We start from the raw sequence: 22,689 nt of genomic DNA, 5'->3' as shown, positions 1-22,689 counted from the left end.
GGTAGACGAGGCTGACCGCCGCCCATTTTCCGCCGAGTTCGGATGATAGTCCAGGGTGGATATTGGAGAATCCGATTAAGCCTCTTGTCGCTCTCGCCTTATCCTCGCTATTTCAGGACGACCTGGCCGGTCTGCTCGAAGACGGCCAGGTCGTCCAGGGTCTCCAGCACGGTGGAGGAGACCGGGGCGGGCAGCGACCGGGGGGCGAAGAAGCCGGCGTTGGTGGTCTCGTCGGTGCTGGTGAGCAACTCGCCGGACCAGGCGTCGACCCGGAAGGCGACCACGAAGAGCTGGTACGTGTCGCCGTACATGTTGGTGAAGGTGCGGTCCGGGCCGGTGTACATGGCGAAGGGGGTGACGGCGGTGGCGGTCAGCCCGGTCTCCTCCCAGACCTCGCGGATCGCGCACTGGGCGATCGACTCGCCGAGTTCCATCGCACCGGCCGGCAACGCCCAGTAACCGTTGTCGGAGCGTTCGATCAGCAGCACCTGGCCGGTCGCGTCGCGTACCACGCCCCGGGCTCCGACGAACATCAGCACACGGTCACCGGCGAGCGCGCGGAGCTGACCGAGGTACGACTCCGCCCACGGGATGCTGCTCATCGGCCTGCCTTTCGGGTGGGAGTGAAGAGGGTGGTCAGGATGTGATCCGCGACACTAGGTTGTGATCCATGCGTAGCACGATGATGGACGCGCCCCTGCTGGTTTCCCGGATCCTCGAACACGGCAGCACGGTGCACGGCACCGCCGAGGTGGCCACCTGGCGGGGCGACGGCGCCAGCCGGATGACGTACGCCGAGGTGGGCGCGACGGCGGCCCGGCTCGCGCACGCGCTCCGGGACGACCTCGGGGTGACCGGTGACCAGCGGGTGGCCACCTTCATGTGGAACAACGCCGAGCACCTGGTCGCCTACTTCGCGGTGCCGAGCATGGGTGCCGTGCTGCACACGCTGAACATCCGTCTCTTTCCGGACCAGGTGGCCTACATCGCCACGCACGCCGAGGACCGGGTGGTGCTGGTCGACTCTACGCTGATCCCGCTGCTGGCCAAGGCGTTACCCGAGATGTCCACTGTGGAGCACGTGGTGGTGGTCGGTGGTGCCGACCCGGCGCCGCTGCTGGCGGCCGGGGACGGGCGGATCGCCGTACACCGGTGGGACGACCTGCTGCGCGACAAGCCGGACCGGTACGACTGGCCGGAGTTGGACGAGCGCGACGCCGCCGCCCTCTGCTACACCTCGGGCACCACCGGCAACCCGAAGGGCGTCGCCTACTCGCACCGGTCCATCTGGCTGCACTCGGTGCAGATCTGCCTGCCGGAGTCCTTCGGGCTCGGCCCGACCACCCGGGAACTCGCCATCGTGCCGATGTTCCACGCGATGTCCTGGGGCATCCCGTACGCCGCCTTCCTCACCGGCGCGTCGCTGGTGATGCCGGACCGGTTCCTCCAGGGTGCCCCGATCGCCGCGATGATCGCCGCCGAGCGGCCGACCCTGGCCGGCGCGGTGCCGACCATCTGGACCGACCTGCTCAACTACCTGGACAACAACGAGGTCGACACCTCCTCGCTGACCGAGGTGATCGTCGGCGGTTCGGCCTGCCCGCCCGCGCTGATGCACGCCTTCGCGGAACGGCACCAGATCGACGTGATCCACGCCTGGGGGATGACCGAGATGTCCCCGCTCGGCTCGGTCGCCCGGGTGCCGGCTGGGGCGACCGGCGACGCGGCATGGCGCTACCGCTACACCCAGGGCCGGGTGCCGGCCGGCGTCGCCGCCCGGATCGTCGGCCCGGACGGCAAACCGTTGCCCGCCGACGGTACGACCGTCGGTGAGTTGGAGGTCCGTGGCCCGTGGGTGACCGGCCGGTACGTCGGTGACGACGAACCCGACCCGGAGAAGTTCCGGAACGGCTGGCTGCGTACCGGTGACGTCGGCACGCTCTCGGCGGACGGCTTCATCACCCTCACCGACCGCGCCAAGGACGTGATCAAGTCCGGTGGCGAGTGGATCTCCTCGGTCGAGTTGGAGAACGCGCTGATGGCGCATCCGGCGGTGCTGGAGGCGTGCGTGGTCGGCGTACCGGACCCGCGCTGGGACGAGCGTCCACTAGCGACGGTGGTACGGCGAGAGGGAGCCGACGCGAGCGCCGAGGAACTGCGGGACTTCCTCGCCGGCCAGCTCGCCCGCTGGCAGTTGCCGGAGCGGTGGGCCTTCGTCGACGCCGTACCGAAGACCTCGGTGGGCAAGTTCGACAAGAAGCGGGTACGCGCCGACTACGCCGCCGGCATCCTCGCCGTCACCGAACTCCCCGGCTGACCGACGGCTCAACAAGCCGAACCGTCCGACGGCTCGACAACCCGACCGTCCGACGGCTCGACAACCCGGCTGACCGACGGCTCGACAACCGGGCCGTTCGGCGCCCCGGAACCGCCGCGATCGACCCGTTGCCAACCCGATGTCGGGGCGGGAAGGATGTTGACCACGCGGAAGGGGCGAGCGATGCGAGCGGTGGCGGTGACGGCACTGGGCGGTCCCGGTGTGCTCCGGGTGGTCGAGCGGCCGGACCCGGTCGCCGGCCCCGACGAGATCCTGGTTCGGGTACGCGCGACGGCGGTGCAGCCCGCCGACATCGCCGCCCGGGTCGGACGGATCCCCGGCGGCCCGATCGAGCCGCCGTTCCTGCTCGGCTGGGACTTCGCCGGTGACGTGCTGGCGGTCGGCGACGACGTCACCGACTACCGCCCCGGCAACCGGGTCGCCGGAATGGTGCCGTGGCACCTCACCCGGGGCGCCGTCGGGGCGTACGCCGAACTGGTGGTCGCCCGGCGGGACTGGCTGGTCGGCGTACCGGACGAGGTGGACGCGGCGGAGGCGGCCACCGTGGCGCTGAACGCGCTGACCGCCCGGCAGGCGCTGGCGATGATGCCGCTGGCCGCCGGATCGACGCTGCTGGTCACCGGTGCCAGCGGCGGAGTCGGCGGCTTCGCCGTCCAGTTGGCGGCCCGGGCCGGCCACCGGGTGATCGCGGTCGCCAGCTCCGACGACGAGGAGTGGGTGGGCAGCCTCGGTGCCGCCGAGGTGTTGCCGAGGTCGGCCGACCTGGCCGAGGTCGGGCCGGTCCCGGCGGTCTTCGACGCGGTACCGGTCGGCGCGGCGGCGGCAGCGGCGGTCGCCGACGGCGGGACGCTGGTGGCGACCCGGCCCGGTGCACCCCTCGACCCGACCCGTGACGTACGCCAGGAGACCGTGCTGGTCCGACTCGACCAGCCGATGCTGGCCGAGCTGATGGCCGAGGTGGCCAAGGGACGACTGCGTACCCGGGTCGCGGCCTCGCTGCCGCTGGCCGAGGCGGCCCACGCGCACCGGCTGGTGGAGGCGGGACGGCTGCGCGGAAAGATCGTCCTCGTGCCGTAGCGCGTCACGCCACCAACGACGGCGGGCCGGTCTTCGATGTCGTAGCGCCTCGCGCCAGCAACGACGGTGGGCTGTTGACACATGGAAGTCCGCCGATGTTGGGCGGGATGGGATAGCGTCCTCGGGTATGAGCGAGCCGTGGCCGACGGGCCGCGCGGCGCCGGGTGACGGCGGCGCCGATCGCACCATCCCCGGTCCCGACCCGACCCCTTGGCCAGGATCGCCGGACTCGCCGCTGCGCGGGGTGGACTACGCCCCGGCGGCCGAGTGTCTGTGGCGGTGGGTGGCGGCACCGGCCGACGCGGCGGTGCGGGCCTTCCTGACCGGGTACGTCCGGCAGTCCGCCGCCGGCCGGCGCAGACTTCGCGCCGGACTGTGCCCGGACGACCTCTACACGCTGCTGACCTTCGCCCGTCGACGCGCACTCGCGGCGATCCGTACCGGGGACGAGGCCGAGGTGCTGGCCGCGTTCGACGCGTTCTCCGCGATCGAACTGCACCGGATCGACTGGCGGGACGTCTGGGTCAGCACCGCGCTGGCGTCGTACGCGGCCGAGTGGCTCGGCCTGGCACCACCCGAGACGGTACGCGCCGCAGCCAACCGGGCGGACCCGGAACTCGCGGCACTGCTGTTCGAGGTGACCCGGGACAGTGTCGACCTCGCCGAGGAGTGCGGTTACCGGGTACTGGAGACGCCGACCGGTCGGGTCCTGGTCGACGACGAGGGCGACCCGTACGCCCCGACGGCCGACCTGGCCGGCCTCGCCTTCCGCGCCGCGACGCTGCTGGAACGGGACAACTACCAGGTCGGGCAGGTGTCGGTGGCGGCGACGCCGCCGACCGGCTGGCCGGGCGCCGACCCGCCGGAGTCGCTGGATGTCGACCCGACGGAGCCACTGGGCGTCGACCCGACGGAGCCGCTGGGCGCCGATCGGGCGGAGTCGGCGGTGGTGGAGTCGGCGGTGGTGGAGGCACTGCGCGGGCTGACCGGATGCGTCTGTCTGCACGCCGAGCCGGACGGTGCCGGCGTCGGTGCCGAGCAGCAGGTCCTGCTGCTGTTCCTGGTCGAGGCGGCCACCGCCGAGGACGCGGCGACGATCGCCGGAGCGGCGTGCCGTCCGGCCCGGGACACGGCCGGTTGGGGGCTGGCGGCCGGCCGGCTCTGCGCGGTGCTGGTCGCCCGGTCGACGGTGTCCGGGGTACGGCCGGCCGAGGACCCGGCCTCGCTCGCCCGGTTCGGCCCCCGGCTCACCGCCATTCTGTCGACCGGGGCGGTCGTCGCCGACTGACCGGGCCGCTCGCCACCTGCCCCTCCGGGGGTGGTTCCGCCCGCACCGTCCACCGTCGGCAAATCGGATGTCACCGGGCGACGCCCCCGGCGGTCGTACTGGGTGGACGCGGTCGGCGGGCAGGGGATGGTGTGGACGGACAGCAGGCAATCCGAGACGTGTACGCCGCTTCGGCGGCCCGACTGGTGGCGCAGCTCTTCGCGGTGACCGCGGACTACGCCGAGGCGCAGGACGCCGTGCAGGAGGCGTTCGTCCGGGCGTTGGCCCGGCCGGGCCGGTTCCGGCAGGTCGACAACCCGGAGGCGTGGCTGCGTACCGTCGCGTTGAACGTGGCCCGGTCCCGGTTCCGCCGCCGGATCCGGCTGGACCGGCTGATCCGGTCCGGCCGGCTGGCCGGTGCCGAACGGGACGGCCCCGAGTTGTCGCCCGACCACGTGGCGCTGGTCGCCGCGCTGCAACGGCTACCCAGGGCCACCCGGGAGACCGTGGTGCTGCACCACATCGGCGACCTGCCGGTGGCCGAGGTCGCCGCCGCGCTGGGCTGCTCGGTGGGGGCCGTCAAGACCCGACTCGTACGCGGCCGGCAGGCCCTCGCCGGGCACCTGGCCGAACCCGGGGCGGAACAGTTCGTCACCGGCCGGTCGAACCCGCACTGACCCGTCGATCCCTCCAGCCACGACTTCACCGATCCGAACGGGAGGATCTGCCATGCCCGAACCCGACTTCTCCGGACTGGCCCAGGCGGCGCAGGCCGCGTTCAGGCCGCACTTCGCCGAGGTGGAACGCCGGGCGCGGGGCCGGCGGCAGCGTACCCGGGTGGCCGGGGCGGCGGCGCTGGTTGCCGTGGTCGCCGTCGGCGCCGGGGTGGCCTGGCGCGGCCTGCCCTCGGGGGACGACACCCCCCGGTACGGCACCCTCGGCCCGCCGGTACGGCTCGACCGTACGCCCGACTTCGTTCCGACGCCGGGGCCGAGCGCCACGCCGGGGCTGGATCCGCCACCGACCGTCACCCCGGGGCCGGCCACCGTCGCCGGCCGGATGATGGCCGGCGACCTGGACCACCTCTACCTGCGCTACCGCGACTGTCAGGGCGGCAACTGCGCGATCCGGCTGGCGGCCAGCGCCGACGGTGGCGCGAGTTGGCGGTCCCGGCCGATACCGGTGCCGGACAACAGCCTGGTCGACCTGCGCGTGGTGGGACCGCAGACGCTGATCGCCGAGGCGCAGACACGGCCGATGCGGGACGGCATGATCGACAGCCTCCGGATCCAGGACATCTGGCTCACCAGCACCGACGGCGGGGTGAGCTGGCGGGAGGTCCAGATCACCGAGGTCCCCGCCGTGCCGGCGACGTACCGGCCGATCGAGTGGATTCCCGACCTCGACGGGCTGACCGTACTGGCGGCGGATCCGGCGAGCGGGGCGATCGTCCGGCTGGCCGAGCGGCAGCCGTTGGAGCATGCGCGGGTGATCGAGGGTCGGTCGGTGGGTGCCGGACTGTGGATCACCGGCTGGACCGACGAGCGGGTCGGCTCGGTGCAGGAGGAGAACGGCACCGTCTCGACCGACAAGGTCATCTACAGCGGCAGCGCCGTTCGGGTCAGCCGGGACGGCGGACGTAGCTGGCACCAGTCGGCGCTGCCCGAGGAACTCGACGCGGGCGGCAACGCGGGGGCCGCCGCGCTGGCCATCGGCGACGAGGTGGCGTACGCGGTCGGCCAGGTCGACGGGGTGCTGCGGGTGTACCGCAGTGTCGACCAGGGACGGACGTGGCAGGGTACGGCCGCTCGGGCCCAGGTCGGTGACCGGATGATCGACGCCGCCGTCCGGCCCGACGGGGTGTTGCTGATCCAGGCCGGCATCCTGGCCGGCGAAAACCCGATCATGTTCGAGGGCCTCGACCGGGGTGAGCGGCTGCGTGAGGTCCCGGTCGGGCCGGGCGCCTCGGCGGTGGCCGTACCCGGTGGACTCGCCCAGCCCGGCAACCAGGACTCCTCCGGCGGGTGGCTCTCCCCGGACGGCATCACCTGGTCGTACGTCGGCCCGCCCACCATCAGCCGCTGAGGCCCGGTACGGATGCGGCCGGTGGCAGCGGGACAGGCCGGAAGCGGCGTGCTCAGGACTGGCTGGTCACCACCAGTACCTTGCCGACGGCCGAGTCCTGCACGGCGGCGTGCGCCCGGGCGACCTCGTCCAGCGGGTAGTGGTGCAACGGCAGGCCCGCCTCGGCGCCGAGCCGGAGCACCCCGGACGACGCGGCGGCGGCGACGTCGGTCACGGCGTGCGCCTTGGCCACCGTCGGCAGGGTGTAGACCAGCACGAACTGCCAGCGGATGTTCGGCATCATCAGCGGGCGTACCGGCAGGGTGAGCGAGGCGCCGCCGTCGTCGGCGTACACCGCGACCGCGCCGTTGGCGCCGATCACCTGGCAGTCGATCTCGGCGTTGCGGGCGGCGGCGACCTCGACGATCGCGTCCACCCCGTCCGGCACGATCTTGCGGACCTCGGCCACCACGTCCTGTTCCCGATAGTTGACCACGTACGACGCACCGGCCGCGACCGCGAGTTGGGCCTTCTCCGCGCTGCTGACCGTGGCGACGACGGTGGCGTCGGCCCACCGGGCGAGCTGGATGGCGGCGTTGCCGACCGCGCCCGCCCCGCCCTGCACCAGCACGGTGCGCCCGGTGAGCGCACCGACGTCGAGGCGGTCCGGCATCGTCTCGCCGACCGTCAGGCAGCGGTGCGCGGTCAGGAACGGGATGCCGAGCGCCGCCCCGAGGTCGAACGAGGCCGAGCCGAGCCGGACGACCTGCCGGACCGGCACCACTGTGTATTCCGCCGCGGTGCCCCACGGCCGCTGCCAGGCCGCCTCCCAGATCCACACCCGCTCGCCGGTGAGCTTCGCGTCGACACCGGTGCCGACCGACTCGATGATCCCCGCACCGTCCTGGTTCGGGATCTGCCAGCCGTGCCGGGGCGGCGCCCCGGACCCGTCGCCCTGCCGGGACTTCCAGTCGGTGGGGTTCACCCCGGAGACGGCGACCCGGACCAGGACCTCGCCCGGGCCCGGCTCCGGCACCGGCCGGTCGACCACCTCGAGCACGGACGGATCACCCGTACGGCGGTAGACGGCCGCCCTCATCGTCGATCGCTCCGGTGCTGCCACGCCCGATCACCTCTTCCGCCCCGAGCCCCTACTTCCGCCCCGAGCCTCTACTTCCGCGCTGTGCCCCTACTTCCGCGCTGAGCCTCGCACGCGCTCCGGCCGACCACCATCTTGCTGCCCGTCCGGGTGGCTCGTCGGGGTTTCCGCGCGGGTGGCGGGTGGGTGACATCACAAAGGGGGCGGTGCCGCCCGGTGTCGAGCGGCCGGTGGCGCCCGTCCGCGCTGGTGGTCGGCGGGTCGGTCCGGTGGGACGGCCGGCGTCGTCCTGCCGGGGAGCGACGAGGAACACGCCGGACGGCACCGGTCAGGGATCGTTCAGGTTTGTCGGGTAGGACTGGTGGGCAAGGGTCGTCTGTCGAGGGCGTCGGCCTGTCCGGGCGGTTTCGCCGGGGCGGCGGCCGGACGGGCGACGGTGGCGGAAAGTCGCCGGGCCGGTCCGGGTCACCCGTGCTGACGACGTACGAGTCGCCCGGGACCGACGGGCGTACGGTCCGACCGGAGACGTGGAGACGCCGATGGGAACCTCAGCCGAGCCCACGGTGCCGGCTGCGGTCGTACCGGTGGCCGGCCGGGCGGGCGGCTCGGCGGGAGGTCGGGACCGATACCTCGACCTGTGGCGGGCGGCGGCGCTGGTCCGGGTGGTGACGTACCACGTCCTCGGCTGGATCTGGCTGACCGTGCTGTTCCCGGCGATGGGGCTGATGTTCGCGCTCGCCGGTTCGCTGATGGCCAGCTCGCTGGACCGTACCGGAGCGGGCGCGGTCGGCCGCCGGTTGCGCCGGCTGCTGCCACCGCTGTGGGGGTTCGGGGCGGTGGCGGTCACGCTGCTGCTGGTGACCGGCTGGCGGGTGGCGCCGAGCGCGGCGCTCGGCTGGGGCGAGCTGGTCTGGTGGGTCTTCCCGGCCCGTACCCCGCCGGTCGGCGACCAGTCGTGGGCCTGGGCCTACAACGTGGTGCTCTGGTACATCGTCACCTACCTGTGGCTGGTGCTGCTCTCGCCGGCACTGCTCGCCGCGTTCCGCCGCTGGCCCTGGTACAGCCTGGCGCTGGCGGTGGCGCTGCCGATCGCCTTCCGGTTCGGCGTGGTGAACGTCGGCGGGTACTTCAACGAGCAGGCCACCAACGTCAGCACGTACCTGGCCTGCTGGCTGCTCGGCTTCGCGCACCACGACGGGCTGCTGCGCCGGATCCCCGCCCGGCGGTACGCGCTCGCCGTCGCCGGGCTGGCCGTGACCGGCGCCGGCTGGGTACTGCTGGTCGGCTGGTCGAGCGGGAACTACGACCTGAACCGGATCGCCGGTGGCAACACCCTGTGGTCGATGGCCTTCGTCGCGACGGTGCTCCGGTTCCGGCCGCGACTCGACTGGCTGGCCCGGATCCGGCCGCTGGACCGGCTCGTGGAGCTGCTGAACGCCCGCGCGGTCACCATCTACCTGTGGCACCTGCCGGCCGGGGTGCTGGCCAATTCGCTGGTCACCCCGCTGGCCGTCTCCGGCTGGGTGCAGATCGTCGCCGTCCGGCTGGCCGCCGTCTGGCTGCTGGTGGCCGTGGCGGTGGCGCTGTTCGGCTGGATCGAGGACCTCGCCGCCCGCCGCCGGCCGGCGCTGGTGCCGGCCCGGGTCAGCCCGGACCGGGCCCGGACCGCCCGGCCCGCGCCGTCGACGATCGCGGTGCCGTCGACGATCGCGGTGGCGTCGGTCGGGGCGGCCCGGCACTGGCACCGGGCGATGGCCTCGACCGTCGCGGTGCTGGCCGTCGGGCTGGGGGTGATGGCGCTCAACCTGTGGCCGGGGGTGACGACGCGCAGCCCCGCACAGTCGTCCCCGGCCGAGGTCACCTATCCGCTCTCCGACCTGCCGATGCTGGTGGACGGCAGTTCGGAGCGGCCGTCGACGCCTCCGGCGGCCGGGGCGACGCCCGGCTCCGTCACCGTGCACGGGCAGGTCTATCCCCGGGCGGTGCTCACCGCCGCGCCGAGCCGGGTCCGGGTGCAACCGCCCGCCGGCTGCGAGCGGCTCCGGGCCGTGATCGACGTCGGCACCGACGACGTACAGGTCGCCTTCGTGGTACGGGCCGACGACGTGACCGTCTTCGAGTCGGGCGTACGGAGTCGGGCGGACACCGCCGAGCAGATCGACGTACCGATCGCCAGCGCCAGCTTCGTCGACCTGGTGACGAGCAGTCCGTTCGGCGGCGCGGTCGGGGTCTGGGCCGATCCCCGCTTCGTCTGCGCCTCGTAACCACGCCTCGCCTGCGCCCGTAACCAGGCTTCGCCTGCGCCCCGTGAGCAGCCGGGCCGCCGCACCGCTGACCATCGCCGGCTTCGCCCAGGCGCGCACGCTGCGCCCGGTCAGTGGGACCGGAGCACCACGTCCTTGCTGAGGTCGCCCCAGCCGTCCTCCCTGGCCCGCGCGACGGTGTCCCGGAGTTGCGCCTCGTTCACCGGCAGTTCCCGGCCGGCCTGCTGGAGCGCGACCGTGAACTGCGCGCAGAGGTATTTCAGCAGGTCGTCGTCGGCGTGCAGCACCTCGCAGATGCCGGCGACCCGGCGGCGGTGGAACAGCCCGGCCATCCCTTCCAGCGCGGCCTGCTCGTGGCCCTCCACGTCGATCTTGAACAGCAGCGAGTCGTCGCCGCCGAGGTGGATCCGCTCGTCCAGCCGGAAGCACTCCACCTCGACGCCCCGGTCGTTGTGCACCCGCAGCGACGCGACGCCGGTGTGCTCGTGCAGGTTGAGCCGGGCGGTGCCGGGCCGGTCGCTGGCGGCGCCGGCGTGCAGCACGGTACCCGGGTAGTCGCCGGTGGCCGCCGCGATCGTCTTGCGCAGCCAGGGGAGCACGGCCGGGTTCGGCTCGACGAGGTGCAGTTCCCGCAGGCCGTAGTAGCAGGTGGAGAAGGCGACCTCGCCGTAGTTGGCGCCGACGTCGACCGCGACGGTGGGCCGGACCTCGGAGACCAGCCGCCGCCAGGCGGCGACCGCCTTGCGGTCCAGGTTCCCCTTGTAGACGGCGAGTTCGGTGCCTCTGATGTCGGTGTGGTCGGCGTGCAGCACCACACCTATCTCGTTCCGGAACGCTCCTGCCCGGGTACGGAGGGCGATCCGGTGGGCGGCCCGACGGACGTGGTGTGCACCGGACTGGTGGTAGGCGCGGCGCAGCGTCGATCGAAAAGTTGGCATACCGTTGACCGTTCTCGCTGATCGTTTGGGGGTTGTCGCACGTCGGGTGGCCCGTCCGCGCTCCCGGACGGGCTCCGGTGGGGCCTGCTCCTCGGGCATGTTACGCAGACAATCACCTAGAGCAACAGGCCCGATACGCAACGGAGTGATACGCGGAAAGTCCTCGCGTTTTCCCTGGTCGTTGCGGGGGTGGGGAACAGTCCCGGCGGACCCGGGCGTACGCCGCACAAACGCTGTTCTCCGGCACTGTTCCGCCGCGCTGATGATCTAGGTCGGAGGGCGTCCGCCCCAGCCGCCGGTACCGCCCCTGACGGAAAGCCGACACCGCCTCCGGTACGCCGACGCGCCGCCCCGGCGGTCAGACGGCCGGACCCGGCAGCAGCCCGGTGAGGACGCGGTGCAGGCGTACGGCGGTCTCCGCGTCGAACTCCCGGCGGCCCAGGTCGACCGGCGTACTCCGGCGGAAGGCCGAGAGCGGTCGGTCGGGCGGGTCGGCCAGCAGGTCGAGCAGCGGCGGGACGGCCTGGTCCACCCGCGCCGCGAACAGCCGGGCCAGTACCCGGACCAGGGCCCTGGTCGGCTGCCGGAACGGTTCGGACAGCCCGGTGTCGACGAAGAGCGGGTTGTAGAGCACGTACCGGATTCCGCTGCCGGCGTGCCGGGCCGCGAAGGAGACCCCGAGCAGGTCGTTGGCCCGCGCCCCCTGCATGGTGGCCCGGAAGCCGCCGTACCGGTGCCGCAGTTGCAGGTCGTCCCAGTTGATCCGGCCCGCCCGACCGCCGGTGCCGCAGAGGTTCAGGATCACCGGCCGGTCGGCCCGGGCCAGCGGCTCGCGGAGCAGTTCCGGCAGCAGGAACCGGTTGAGCACGTACAGCGCGAAGGTCTGTTCGAAGCCTTCGACGGTCTCGGCCCGCCCGGTCCGGTACCGGCCGGCGCAGAGGACGAGCGCGTCGACGACCTCGTACCGGGCGCGCAGCTCCTCGGCGAGCGCCACCGTCCGGGCCACCGAGCCGAGGTCCACCCGGTGGAAGGCGAGCCGGTCGGCGGTACCCCGTCGGGCCGCCTCGGCCCGCAGCGACGCACCACCGGCGGCGCCGCTGCCGATCGCCACCACCCGGTCACCACGGTCCAGAAGCTGTCGCGCCAGCCCGCCCCCGATGCCCCGGGTACCCCCGGTGATCACCACTGTCCGCATCCGTCGCGCTCCCGTCCCCGTCCCCGTCCCGGCTAACCTGATCCTCGGGTTGCTGCCGGACGGGCGAAAGAAGGCACATCGATGTCCCCTGGCGAGCTGTCGACCGAACTGATCCAGGTGCCGGTCACCGAGGAGGACCGGGCGGCCTGCTCGGCGCAGGACGTGCTGCACCGGGTCGGCGACAGGTGGAGTCTGCTGGTGCTGTCGCTGCTCAGCCGGCGGAGCTACGGCTTCAACGAACTCGACCGGGCCGTCGTCGGGCTGAGCCGCCGGATGCTGACCCGTACGCTGCACGGGCTGGTCCGGGACGGGCTGGTCAGCCGTACCGGCCCGGTGGTGGTCGCCGGCCGGGTCGAGTACGCCCTCACCGGGCTGGGACGCTCGCTGCTGCCGCTGGTGGTGGCGCTCGGCGAGTGGGCGGTGGCCAACCAGCCCGCGATCGACCGGGCCCGCGCCCGGCACGACGCCGGAACGCACCGGTAGCCGCATCGGCTCGGGCCGTTAACCGCATCGGCTCGGGCCGTTAACCGCATCGGCTCGGGCCGTTAGCCGCATCGGCTCGGCACCCCGGCCGACCGGGGCGGTTCCACCGGTACGCGCGACCGGACGCGCCGGGCGACGACACGCCAGAGCGGCTCGCCGATCCCGACGATCCCGGGGCGGTGTGGCCGGCCACGGGGGACGATGACCGCATGCGGGCGGTACTGATGCGCCGACACGGCGGGCCGGAGGTCCTGGAGAGCGTGGACGTGCCGACGCCGCAACTCGGCGCCGGCCAGATCCTCGTCGACGTCGCCGCCGTCGGGGTCAACTTCGCCGACGTCTACCAGCGGCAGGGCGTCCCGTCGTACGCGGGGAACCTGCCGGCGGTGCCGGGGCAGGAGGGCGCCGGCACGGTCGCGGGGATCGGGCCGGGCGTCGACGGCTTCGCCATGGGCGACCGGGTGGCCTGGGTGAGCGTGCCCGGTGGTTACGCCGAGCAGGCCGCGATCCCGGCCGAGCGGGCCGTGCCGGTACCGGAGGAGGTCGACTTCCGGGTCGCGGCGGCGGCGATGATGCAGGGCCTGACCGCGCACTACCTGTCGCACACCACCCATCCGGTGGCGTCCGGCGAGCCGGTGGTGGTGCACGCGGCGGCCGGAGGGGTCGGCGGGCTGCTCACCCAACTCGTCAAGCTGCGCGGCGGTGTCGTGCTCGGCACCACCTCGAGCGACAGGAAGGCCGAGCTGGCCCGCCAGGCCGGCGCCGACCACGTCGCCAGGTACGACACCTTCCTCGACACGGTTCGTAAGGTGACCGACGGTGCCGGTGCGGCGGTGGTGTACGACGGTGTCGGCCGGGCCACCTTCGACGACAGCCTGGCGGCCCTGCGCCCTCGGGGCCTGCTGGTGGCGTACGGGGCGAGCAGTGGGCCGGTGCCGCCACTGGAGACCGAGCGGCTGGCCGCCGGAGGCTCGCTCTACCTGACCCGGCCCACCCTGCCGCAGCACATCGGAAGTCGCGCCGAGTTGCTGGCCCGGGCCGCCGACGTGTTCGGCTGGATCGCCGCCGGCCGGCTGTCGATCCGGATCGGTGCGACGTACCCGCTCGCCGACGCGTCCCGGGCGCACGCCGACCTGGAGGGCCGACGGACCAGCGGAAAGTCCCTGCTGCTGCCCGGTTGAGCCCATGACCGGGCCGTCGGGTCGGCGGCCAACAGGTGGAGCCTTCGGGCAGCGAGCAGCGGTAGTCAGCAGGTGGAGCTTTCGGGCAGCGGTCAGCAGGTGGAGCTTTCGGGCGGCGGTCAGCGGTGGTCAGCAGGTGGAGCTTTCGGGCGGCGGTCAGCAGGTGGAGTGGAAGAGGCCGCCCACCGGTTCCCGGGCGGCGAGGGTGTTGTAGAGCTCGACGGCCTCGCCGGTCCGGGCCACGTGCACGTCGACCGCCCGCTCCTGGAGGAAGAGCAGGGTGGCCGGGTCGACCCGGAGCCGGCCGTCGAAGCCCTCGGAGAGCACCACCTGGGTCGCCCCGTGGTCGAGCAGTTCCTCGACGTCCGCCGGCTGGATCCCGGGCTCGTGCCGGGTGCCGGTCTCGGACCAGTCCCACGGTCGGCCGCCGCCCGGGTACAGCTTGAAGTCCTTGCCTTCGCCGAGCCCGTCGACGGTCATCCGGCCCCAGTCGACCTGCTGGATCCGTGGCGACCGGGCCGGCGGCACCGTCTCCTCGGTCAGCTCGGTGACGTGCGACAGGACCAGCGCGGCGAGCTGTTCGGCATCCGGGTCGAGCGGGTACGACCCGTGCGGCACCGCCGCCACCCGCATGCCGGCGGCGGCGGCCGAGCGTACCCCGTTGCTGGAGTCCTCGACCGCGACGCAGCGGTCGGCCGGTACGCCCAGCCGCCGGGCGACTTCGAGATAGGCGTCCGGGGCCGGTTTGCCCCGGGCCACCTCCTCGGTGGAGAGCGTCACCCGGAACTCGTCGGTCAGCTCCATCGCGGCCAGTGCCACGTCGATCAGCCGGCGCGGGGACGAGCTGGCCAGCCCGAGCGGCCAGTGCCGGCCGAGCCGGCGGACCACCTCCGGCGCGCCGTCGATGACCGGCAGGTGGGTCCGGTACTCCTCGGCCATCGCGTCGATCACGTCCGTCGCGATCTTCTCGGCGCCGCCCGGTACGCCGAGTTCGCCGAGGTAGCGGGTCCACTCCTCGGTGTTCATCCCCATCAGCCGGCGCTGGGTGTCGGGCTGCCACCGGCCGCCGGATACGTCGACGTAGCGCCGTCGGACCCGCTCCCAGACCGGTTCCGAGTCCACCAGTACGCCGTCCAGGTCGAAGATCACCGCGTCTACCACGGTTCCATCCTGCCTCAGCCGGCCGCCTCGGGCGTGCTCGGCAACCCGTTGACCGACTGCCCCGGCCGGCCGGACCGACTGCCCGAGCCGGCCCGTGACCGACTGCCCGAGCCTGTCCGCGACTGATTGCCCGGGTCGGCCCGTGACCGATTGCCCCGGCCGGCCCGCTCCGCCCTGACCCGGCGGGCCGGCCGGGGAATCCGGCGCCGCGCCAACACTGTCGGCGACGGCAACAGCCGGATTGGCCGCCAGGATAGCGGTTAATCTGGCTCTTTTCGCTGGTCGAGTCGGGTATCGGACCAATGATCCTGACTGACTACTCAGATTCGCAATGATGTCTGACATTGACGTCGATCATCATCATCTTCAGGGGGCGGGACATGGGATGGCGAGCGGCGGCGCGGGCTCTGCTGGTGGCCACGCTGGGCGTGACCGGAGTGCTGCCGCCAGCCCCACCGGCCGCCGCCGCCCCACCCCGGCCGGCCGGACCGACGGCCCGGGCCGCCATCCCCGACACCTGCCCGGACGGCGGGGCGGGATGTGTGGACGACACCATCGCCCGGCTCCGGGAACAGTTCGCCACCCTCGGCCGGTCCTGCGACCACCACGCCACCTTCGCCCTCGCCTACCTGCGTACGACCCAGGGCTTCAAGTGGGGGCGGGACCAGGACGGATACTTCGCCGACAACGCCTGGGTCAACCGGGAGGGCGCGCTCTTCGCCGAGTACTACCACCGGGCGTACGACGACTGGGCCGCCGGCCGCCGCTCGGCGGTACCCGCCGCCTGGCTGGCCGCCCTGGACGCGGCCCGGTCCCGCCGGCTCAGCGGCGCCGGTGACCTGATGCTCGGGATGAACGCGCACATCAACCGGGACCTGCCGTACGTGCTCGAACGCGTCGGACTGACCGCACCGGACGGCAGCAGCCGCAAGCCCGACCACGACAAGGTCAACGAGATCCTGGCCGCCGTGATGGACCCGTTGCTGGCCGAACTGCTGGCCCGGCTGGACCAGGACGGCTTCGACACCGGGATACCCACCAGCACGGTGCTCGGCGTGATCGTCGGTTGGCGGGAGCAGGCGTGGCGGAACGCCGTACGGCTGGCAAACGCCCGTACGCCCTTCGCGCGGGCGTTCGTCGAGTTCGACATCGAGTCCAGCGCGCTGGCGATCGCCACCGGACTCGCCACGCTGACCGGCTACGTCCCGCCGTTCACCGGCCCCGGCCCCCGGGCTGCGTACTGCGCAGAGCACAACGGCGCGGCACCGCCGGTGGCGTACCCGTTCGGGGTGCCGCCGGCCTACTGAGCCGGACCGGTGTTCCGCGTCGCCGTCGGGTTGCCGGAACCGGGTGTGGCGCCCCGGACGTGCCCGGCGGGCTCAGGCGGTCTTGCGCGGCGCCTTCTTCGGGGCGGCCTTCTTGGTCGCGGCCTTGCCGCCGGCCTGCTTGGCCGTCCCCGACTTGGCGGCGGTCTTCTTCGCCCCGGCCGCCTTCTTCGCCCCGGTGGCCTTCTTCGCTCCCGCCGCCTTCTTCGCGGCCGGGGTGGCCTTCTTCGCCGCGGCGGCCTTGGCGGACTTCGCCGCCGAGATCGGGGTGGGCTGGCCGGCGCCGGCCCCGGCCGGCTCCTCGCCCCGGGCCGCCCGGGCCCGGTCCACCGACGCGCGCAGCGCCGCCATCAGGTCGACCGCCGCCGCCGGAGCCTCCTCGACCTCCTCCGGCTGCACCACCTCCCGGCCCTCGACCTTGGCGTCGATCACCTCCTGGAGGGCGGTCCGGTAGTCGTCGGTGAAGACGTCCGGCTCGAACTCGCCGGCCATCGAGTCGATCAGCGAACTCGCCATTGCCAGCTCAGGAGGGCGTACCCGGATGTCCTCGTCCAGGAAGCCGAAGTCGGGTCGGCGGATCTCGTCCGGCCAGAGCATGGTGTTGAGCAGCAGTACGCCCTCCCGGACCCGCAACGTGGCGAGCTGTTCCCGCTGCCGCAGCGCCACCTTGACGATCGCCACCCGCTCCGAGTCGGTAAGCGCGTCCCGGAGCAGCACGTACGGCTTCATCGCCGCGTTCTCCGGCTCCAGGAAGTACGCCTTGTTGTAGAGGATCGGGTCGACCTGCTCGGCCGGGACGAACTCCAGCACGTCGATCGCGTGCGAGGTGCTCAGCGGCAGCTCGGCGAAGTCCTCGTCGGTGAGGATGACCATCTCGCCGCCGCCGATGTCGTACCCCTTGGCGATGTCGTCGTAGCTGACCTCCTCGCCGTCGATCGAGCAGACCCGCTTGTAGCGGATCCGGCCACCGTCCGTGCGGTGCACCTGGTGGAACCGGATGTCCTTCTCCTCGGTCGCCGAGTAGACCCGTACGCCGATGGAGACCAGCCCGAACGAGACGGCCCCCCGCCAGATAGCCCGCATGATCCGTACCTTCCCCCATCCGGGCGGCTGTTCACCCCGTCGAGTGAAATTGTGCCCCTGAGCAGCCGGTACCCGGCCGTTCGCCGGTGTGCCCGACCGGTTCGATCCAGGATCGCACCGGATCGAACCGGACGCGAGTGTTTCGGCGCGGACCTAGAGTGAGGATCGTGCCCGGCACCCCGGTCAAGCCGATGCTCGCGGTCACCGGGGAGCTGCCCGCAGGCCCCGGCTGGGTGCATGAGTTCAAGTGGGACGGGGTGCGGGCAATCGGCGACTTCGCCGAGGGCGGGCTGAGACTGTACGCCCGCTCCGGCGTGGAGATCACCGCCGCCTATCCGGAACTCGCCCCGCTGGGGGCGCAGCTCGCCGACCGGGGGCTGTCCGACGCGGTGCTCGACGGCGAGGTGGTGGTGTTGACCGAGTCGGGGCAGCCGTCGTTCACCGCGCTCGCCGAGCGGATGCACGTCCGGGAACCGGCCCGGGCGGCTCGGCTGGCGGCCAGCCTGCCGGTGACGTACATGATCTTCGATCTGCTGCGGCGGGACGGTACCGAGCTGACCGGGTGGCCGTACCGGCGGCGCCGGGAGGCGCTGGAGGAACTGGGGCTGGCCGGACCGCGCTGGGCGGTACCGCCGGTCTTCCCGGACGGCCGGGCCACCTACCAGGCGGCCGGCGAGCACGGGCTGGAGGGCGTGGTCTCCAAACGGGTCGACGCGGTCTACCGGCCCGGGGTCCGGTCGCCGGACTGGGTCAAGGTGAAACTGGAGGTCACCGACGACTTCGTGGTCGGCGGCTGGCGCCCCGGCGTACGCCGGATCGGCGGGCTGCTGGTCGGGGTGCCGGCACCGGCCGGCGGCCTGGTCTACCGGGGCCGGGTCGGCGGCGGCATCGGCGCGGCGATCGAGCGGGAGTTGCTGGCCGTGCTGGAGCCGCTGCGCACCGGCGGCTCGCCGTTCGTGACCCCGGTGCCCCGGGAGGATGCCCGGGGCGCGATCTGGGTAACCCCCCGGATCGTGGTGGAGGTGAAGTACGGCCAGCGCACGCCGGACGGCCGGCTGCGGTTCCCCCGGATCCGCCGGCTGCGCGCCGACAAGACGGTGGCGGACGTCGATGGCACGTGAGCAGCGGGTACGCGTCGAGGTCGAGGGACGGGCCCTCGAACTGTCCAACCTGGACAAGGTGCTCTATCCGGCGTCCGGGTTCACCAAGGGGGAGGTGATCGACTACTACACCCGGGTCTCGGCGGCCCTGCTGCCGCACCTGCGGAACCGGCCGCTGACCCGGATCCGCTACCCGAACGGCGTCGACGGCGCCTCCTTCTTCGAGAAGAACGCCCCGGCCGGCACCCCGGACTGGGTACGCCTGGAGCGGCTGCCGTCACCCGGCTCGTCCAAGGACCGGGACATGCTGGACTACGTGGTCTGCGACGACCTGCCGACGCTGGTCTGGCTGGCCAACCTCGCCGCGCTGGAACTGCACAGCCCGCAGTGGCAGGTCGGCGCCGACCCCGACCTGATGGTGATGGACCTGGACCCGGGCGCCCCGGCCGGGCTCGTCGAGTGCTGCGGAGTCGCCCTGATGATCCGGGAACGGCTGGCCGCCGACGGCGTCGACAGCTATCCGAAGACCTCCGGCCGCAAGGGCATGCAACTGCTCTGCCCGATCTCCGGGCGGCAGTCTGCCGACACCGTCTCGGCGTACGCCAAGCGGATCGCCGACGAACTGGCCCGGAAGGCACCGAAGTCGGTCACCGCCCAGATGGCCAAGCGGCTCCGCCCCGGCAAGGTCTTCATCGACTGGAGCCAGAACAACGCGGCGAAGACGACGGTGGCGCCGTACTCACTGCGGGCGCAGCCCGCCCCCGCCGTATCCACCCCGCTGCACTGGGCCGAGGTCGAGGCGGCGGCCGAGGGCGAGCCGGGCGCCGTCCGCCAGTTTCCCGCCGCCGAGGCGCTGTCCCGGATCGAGGAGTACGGCGACCTGCTGATCGAGCTGCTCGACGGCGGCCCCGAACTGCCGTAGCCCCGGCGGTTGCCCGGCGGCTACCCCGCGCCGGCGTGGCCCGCCCGGTGGCTCGTCGTCACCGTGCCCGGTCAGGGCTGCTGACCCGATCGCGGAGCCGGGCAGTCCTGACGAGCGCGCACCCCGGGCTCGCGGAGCGAGGTCACGTGGCGAGCACGGCGGTGAGCATCGAGAGGTACGGCTCGTGGGCGAGACGCAGGCCGTCAAGGTCGGACGTCTCGAACCACGCCACAGCGTCGTGTTCGTCCGGCGCGGCGTTGACGGGTGTTCCGGTCCACCTGTCGACCAACCAGATCTGCATGTCGAACGTCGCGGTCCGGATCTCGTGCAACGGCGGGCTGGACGGCTCCGGCGCCGTGATCCCCAACTCCTCCCGAAGCTCGCGGACAAGGCTCTCCTTCGGATCCTCCCCCTCGTCGACATGACCGCCCGGCAGGTCCCACACATCGGGGTACCAACGGCGTCCGGCGCTTCGATGACACAGCAGGACCCGATCGCCGTCGCGAAGAACGGCGGTAACAATCCGGACCGGACCGGAGTCGTCAGCGGAGCTCGTCATCGACACATTCTGACCCATCCGGATCTGCCGCAGACTGAACGCGGTGGCAGGTCGTCCACAAGCCACAGAGATGCCATACGGATTCTTCAATGGATTTTCACACCCCATCCATAGGGTGCGGTGATGGTTTTCGACTCGGACTCGGTACGTGGTATCGATCGGCGGCGGCTGGTCGGATGGGGCGGGTTGGTGGCCGCCGGCGTGGCGGCCGGCGCGCCACTCGTCGGCGCGGAGCGCGGCCAGGCCGCCTCGGCCCCGATCGCCCCCGAGGCACCCTTCGCCCCCGAGGCACCCCTCGCCCCTGAGGCACCCTTGGCGCCCGAGGCACCTGGGCACGAGCGGATCCCGCCGGACACCCGGCCCGGCGGAGCCTTCGACCGGTACGTGGCGGAACTGGCCGCGCAGGACAGGTTCTCCGGCGTGGTGCTGCTGTCGCACCGGGGCCGGACCATCCTGTCGCGCAGTTACGGCATGGCCGACAAGGAACGAGGGATCCGCAACCACGAAGACGTTGCCGTCAACCTCAGCTCGGCGATCCAGCCGTTCCTGGCGGTGGCCGTCCTGCAACTGGTGCAGCAGGGCAGGCTGAGCCTGTCGGAGACGGTGGGCGCGCACCTGTCGGGCTTCGCCACGGAGATCGCCGAGAAAGTGACCATCCACCACCTGCTCACCAGCACCGCCGGACTGGACGCCCCGATGCCGGACTGGCAACGCGTCTTCCATAGCCGGGCGGAGGTGCACGAGCAGTACCAGCAGTGGACCCGGCAGGCGAGGCTGGTGGTCGCCCCCGGTGCGGGCGACCAGGCCCACCTTCCCGGCGCCGGTGCCGGCCTGGCCATCGCCGCGCAGATCGTGGAGGCCGTGACCGGCACCACGTACTGGGACTACGTGCACGAGCACGTCTTCGGGCGCTCCGGCATGACCGGCTCGGCCTTCTACACCAGAACGCAGTGGCTCACCGACGAGCACATCGCGCACTCGTACATGCGGCAGGCGGACGGCAGCCGTGTCGACGCCGTTCGCAACCTGGACAAGGGCAGCGTGCACCCAGCTATAGCAGGCAGGAACCCGGGCCGCAGCTTCATCGGCCACGCCTCGGGCGACGGTTTCGCCACCGCTCCGGACCTGGTCCGGTTCGCGCATGCGCTGCGCGACGGCAGGGTACTGGATCGTCCCTTCGCCGAGTTGTTGACCGGCGCCAAGCTCCCCGGCCGCACGCCCACGTCGTTCAGGGCGTACTCAGGTCCGCTCCGCCTCGTCAACGGCCGCCAGTGGGTGTTCGGACGCGGCGGCGGTGGGGCCGGCAGCGGCGCCAACTGGAACATCTACCCGGACACCGGTTGGGTCAGCGTCGTCCTGAGCAACTACGACGACATCCCGTTGCAGGAGATCCTCCAGCGAGAGATGCAGGCCATCACCGGCCAGCCAGCCGACCCACCGGCGAACGGCTGACGCCCGGCCCCGACCTGTCGACAGCGTGAAGCCGATCTGAAGTCGGCGGCTGGCACCCTCCACCCAACTGCGCAGCAAAACGCATGGGGGAAACGTGTCGTCGTTCAAGGCCGATCCGGCGGTCATCCGCGAGTTCGGTGCCGCACTCACCGACCTGGTCAACGACTCGGTGGGGGCACAGCAGTACGACGAGCGATGGCTGGAGATCAGCGCTTCCTCGGGGCCACTGTTCCAGACGGTGTTCGACGCCGTCGCCGCGATCAGGAACCAGTTGCTGCTCTCGTACATGCAGCTTGAGAACGTGCTCAGACTCTCCGCCGAGGAGATCGAGCGGGTCGCGCAGTACTACGAGACCACGGACGCGGCGGCGGCCGAACAGCTCGACCGGACCTACTGAGCGCCGGCGGGGAGGAAGGAGACGACATGGCCGACCCGTTGGACGAACTCATCGACCCGAAGGTCGAGGACCCGATCCCGGACAGCTTGGAGAACTATCTCGGCGTCTCCCAGTACATCAGTCCGTCGTACTGGCTGGGTGAGGCGATGAACCTCGTCATCGGCACCAACCCGTTCCAGTGGGCCGCCGAGCAGTTCACCGGCGACTGGCAGGCGGTGCAGACGGCCGGCAAGGCGGTGCAGACCCTGGCCAACTTCAACGACGCGTGTGCCGGCGCCCTCAACTCTGCGGTTGCCACCGTCGGCTACGGCTGGGAGGGCAACGCCCGGGACGCCGCCGACGAGTACTTCAGCGGCGTCGGGCAGGTGCTCAGGGGCCAGATCAGCGTTCTCGTCCAGCTCGGTTGGCAGTTGGACGTGACGGCGTTCAGCGTCTACGAGACGGCCGGTGCACTGAAGGGCCTGTTGGAAGGGCTCGTGGATTTGCTGATCGCGATCGGCATCGAGATGGCCGCGACGGCGGCGTCGGCGCCGACCGTGATCGGCCCGATCATCGGTGGCGCCACCATCGCGTTCACCGCCAGTCAGGCCGTCGCGAAGTGGCAGCAGATCCTGAGCCTGCACAGCAACATCTGGAACCTCGTGCAGGCGTTCAGCGGGGTGGTCGCCGGATTGCTCGGCCAGGTGGACGACAACAGGCTGCCGCTCCTGCCGGCCAGGGAGTACGACCATCCAGCCGTACGCCCGCCGGCCGAACCGCCCGTCTCCCACCACCGCGACTGAGC

Annotated in this window: 21 protein-coding genes and 1 pseudogene; 14 read left to right on the top strand and 8 right to left on the bottom strand. The window is 72.4% G+C overall.

Annotated elements, in window-relative coordinates:
- Positions 1–107: 107 nt before the first annotated feature.
- Positions 108–602, bottom strand: a complete 495-nt coding sequence (locus tag Pen02_RS28805; RefSeq protein WP_239141439.1) for an NUDIX domain-containing protein — start codon at positions 600–602, stop codon at positions 108–110.
- Positions 603–670: 68 nt separating this feature from the next.
- Here Pen02_RS28805 and Pen02_RS28800 point away from each other — a divergent pair, with 68 nt between their 5' ends.
- The 5 genes from Pen02_RS28800 (at position 671) to Pen02_RS28785 (ending at position 6,767) form a co-directional block, all read left to right on the top strand.
- Positions 671–2,317: a long-chain fatty acid--CoA ligase gene (locus Pen02_RS28800; RefSeq protein WP_239141437.1), complete on the top strand. Its 1,647-nt coding sequence runs from the start codon at positions 671–673 to the stop codon at positions 2,315–2,317.
- A gap of 183 nt (positions 2,318–2,500) precedes the next feature.
- On the top strand, positions 2,501–3,415 hold the full coding sequence (locus Pen02_RS28795) for an NADP-dependent oxidoreductase (RefSeq protein ID WP_203869269.1): 915 nt from the start codon (positions 2,501–2,503) through the stop codon (positions 3,413–3,415).
- A 127-nt stretch (positions 3,416–3,542) separates the two neighbouring features.
- On the top strand, positions 3,543–4,703 hold the full coding sequence (locus Pen02_RS42060; protein ID WP_239141435.1) for a hypothetical protein: 1,161 nt from the start codon (positions 3,543–3,545) through the stop codon (positions 4,701–4,703).
- A gap of 158 nt (positions 4,704–4,861) precedes the next feature.
- The gene (locus Pen02_RS42055; RefSeq protein WP_239141433.1) at positions 4,862–5,359 is read left to right on the top strand and encodes an RNA polymerase sigma factor; all 498 of its coding nucleotides are present in this window, start codon (positions 4,862–4,864) and stop codon (positions 5,357–5,359) included.
- Between the two features lie 52 nt (positions 5,360–5,411).
- On the top strand, positions 5,412–6,767 hold the full coding sequence (locus Pen02_RS28785; protein ID WP_203869267.1) for a beta propeller repeat protein: 1,356 nt from the start codon (positions 5,412–5,414) through the stop codon (positions 6,765–6,767).
- A gap of 52 nt (positions 6,768–6,819) precedes the next feature.
- On the opposite strand, the gene Pen02_RS28780 is transcribed toward Pen02_RS28785, so the two are convergent.
- Positions 6,820–7,845, bottom strand: a complete 1,026-nt coding sequence (locus Pen02_RS28780; protein ID WP_203869321.1) for an NADPH:quinone reductase — start codon at positions 7,843–7,845, stop codon at positions 6,820–6,822.
- A 539-nt stretch (positions 7,846–8,384) separates the two neighbouring features.
- Between Pen02_RS28780 and Pen02_RS28775 the strand changes: the two genes are divergently transcribed.
- Positions 8,385–10,109, top strand: a complete 1,725-nt coding sequence (locus Pen02_RS28775; RefSeq protein WP_203869266.1) for an acyltransferase family protein — start codon at positions 8,385–8,387, stop codon at positions 10,107–10,109.
- Positions 10,110–10,219: 110 nt separating this feature from the next.
- Here the strand turns inward: Pen02_RS28775 and Pen02_RS28770 are convergent, their stop codons facing one another.
- Both Pen02_RS28770 and Pen02_RS28765 read right to left on the bottom strand, forming a co-directional pair.
- Positions 10,220–11,047 carry an FkbM family methyltransferase gene (locus tag Pen02_RS28770; RefSeq protein WP_203869265.1) on the bottom strand — a complete coding sequence of 276 codons (828 nt, stop codon included), beginning with the start codon at positions 11,045–11,047 and terminating at the stop codon, positions 10,220–10,222.
- A gap of 358 nt (positions 11,048–11,405) precedes the next feature.
- Positions 11,406–12,242: an SDR family NAD(P)-dependent oxidoreductase gene (locus Pen02_RS28765; RefSeq protein ID WP_203869264.1), complete on the bottom strand. Its 837-nt coding sequence runs from the start codon at positions 12,240–12,242 to the stop codon at positions 11,406–11,408.
- Positions 12,243–12,323: 81 nt separating this feature from the next.
- On the opposite strand from Pen02_RS28765, the gene Pen02_RS28760 reads away from it, so the two are divergent.
- A complete protein-coding gene (locus Pen02_RS28760; RefSeq protein ID WP_203869263.1) occupies positions 12,324–12,725 on the top strand; it encodes a winged helix-turn-helix transcriptional regulator in 402 nt (133 codons plus the stop codon).
- 209 nt (positions 12,726–12,934) lie between these two features.
- Entirely contained in the window at positions 12,935–13,906 is a 972-nt protein-coding gene (locus Pen02_RS28755) for a quinone oxidoreductase family protein (protein WP_203869262.1), read from the top strand.
- 156 nt (positions 13,907–14,062) lie between these two features.
- On the opposite strand, the gene Pen02_RS42050 is transcribed toward Pen02_RS28755, so the two are convergent.
- Positions 14,063–14,410 carry an Mth938-like domain-containing protein gene (locus tag Pen02_RS42050; protein ID WP_372445690.1) on the bottom strand — a complete coding sequence of 116 codons (348 nt, stop codon included), beginning with the start codon at positions 14,408–14,410 and terminating at the stop codon, positions 14,063–14,065.
- Positions 14,402–15,067 (bottom strand): annotated as a pseudogene (locus Pen02_RS28750) (HAD family hydrolase); the annotation flags it as partial. The gene Pen02_RS42050 and the pseudogene Pen02_RS28750, both read right to left, overlap by 9 nt.
- 344 nt (positions 15,068–15,411) lie before the next feature.
- Here Pen02_RS28750 and Pen02_RS28745 point away from each other — a divergent pair.
- Positions 15,412–16,374 carry a DUF5995 family protein gene (locus tag Pen02_RS28745; RefSeq protein WP_203869261.1) on the top strand — a complete coding sequence of 321 codons (963 nt, stop codon included), beginning with the start codon at positions 15,412–15,414 and terminating at the stop codon, positions 16,372–16,374.
- Between the two features lie 72 nt (positions 16,375–16,446).
- Here Pen02_RS28745 and ku read toward each other — a convergent pair whose 3' ends face one another.
- The gene (ku, locus tag Pen02_RS28740) at positions 16,447–17,475 is read right to left on the bottom strand and encodes a non-homologous end joining protein Ku (protein ID WP_203869260.1); all 1,029 of its coding nucleotides are present in this window, start codon (positions 17,473–17,475) and stop codon (positions 16,447–16,449) included.
- A gap of 167 nt (positions 17,476–17,642) precedes the next feature.
- Between ku and ligD (Pen02_RS28735) the strand changes: the two genes are divergently transcribed.
- Both ligD (Pen02_RS28735) and ligD (Pen02_RS28730) read left to right on the top strand, forming a co-directional pair.
- Positions 17,643–18,596 carry a non-homologous end-joining DNA ligase gene (gene ligD / locus Pen02_RS28735; protein ID WP_203869259.1) on the top strand — a complete coding sequence of 318 codons (954 nt, stop codon included), beginning with the start codon at positions 17,643–17,645 and terminating at the stop codon, positions 18,594–18,596.
- Positions 18,586–19,497 (top strand): non-homologous end-joining DNA ligase, encoded by a 912-nt coding sequence (ligD, locus tag Pen02_RS28730; RefSeq protein WP_203869258.1) that lies wholly within the window; start codon positions 18,586–18,588, stop codon positions 19,495–19,497. Before ligD (Pen02_RS28735) ends, ligD (Pen02_RS28730) begins: the two co-directional genes overlap by 11 nt.
- A 142-nt stretch (positions 19,498–19,639) precedes the next feature.
- On the opposite strand, the gene Pen02_RS28725 is transcribed toward ligD (Pen02_RS28730), so the two are convergent.
- A complete protein-coding gene (locus Pen02_RS28725; protein ID WP_239141483.1) occupies positions 19,640–20,056 on the bottom strand; it encodes an NUDIX domain-containing protein in 417 nt (138 codons plus the stop codon).
- A gap of 123 nt (positions 20,057–20,179) precedes the next feature.
- Between Pen02_RS28725 and Pen02_RS28720 the strand changes: the two genes are divergently transcribed.
- The 3 genes from Pen02_RS28720 to Pen02_RS28710 all read left to right on the top strand — a co-directional run bounded on the left by Pen02_RS28720 (position 20,180) and on the right by Pen02_RS28710 (position 22,687).
- Entirely contained in the window at positions 20,180–21,508 is a 1,329-nt protein-coding gene (locus tag Pen02_RS28720; RefSeq protein ID WP_203869256.1) for a serine hydrolase domain-containing protein, read from the top strand.
- Positions 21,509–21,602: 94 nt separating this feature from the next.
- Positions 21,603–21,905: a type VII secretion target gene (locus tag Pen02_RS28715; protein WP_203869255.1), complete on the top strand. Its 303-nt coding sequence runs from the start codon at positions 21,603–21,605 to the stop codon at positions 21,903–21,905.
- A gap of 26 nt (positions 21,906–21,931) precedes the next feature.
- A complete protein-coding gene (locus Pen02_RS28710) occupies positions 21,932–22,687 on the top strand; it encodes a WXG100 family type VII secretion target (RefSeq protein ID WP_203869254.1) in 756 nt (251 codons plus the stop codon).
- Positions 22,688–22,689: the final 2 nt, after the last annotated feature.

This window comes from Plantactinospora endophytica (genome assembly GCF_016862915.1).
Lineage (GTDB): Bacteria > Actinomycetota > Actinomycetes > Mycobacteriales > Micromonosporaceae > Plantactinospora > Plantactinospora endophytica.
Note: the sequence above shows the minus strand (reverse complement) of the source record. Positions and strands in the feature narration are given on the sequence as shown.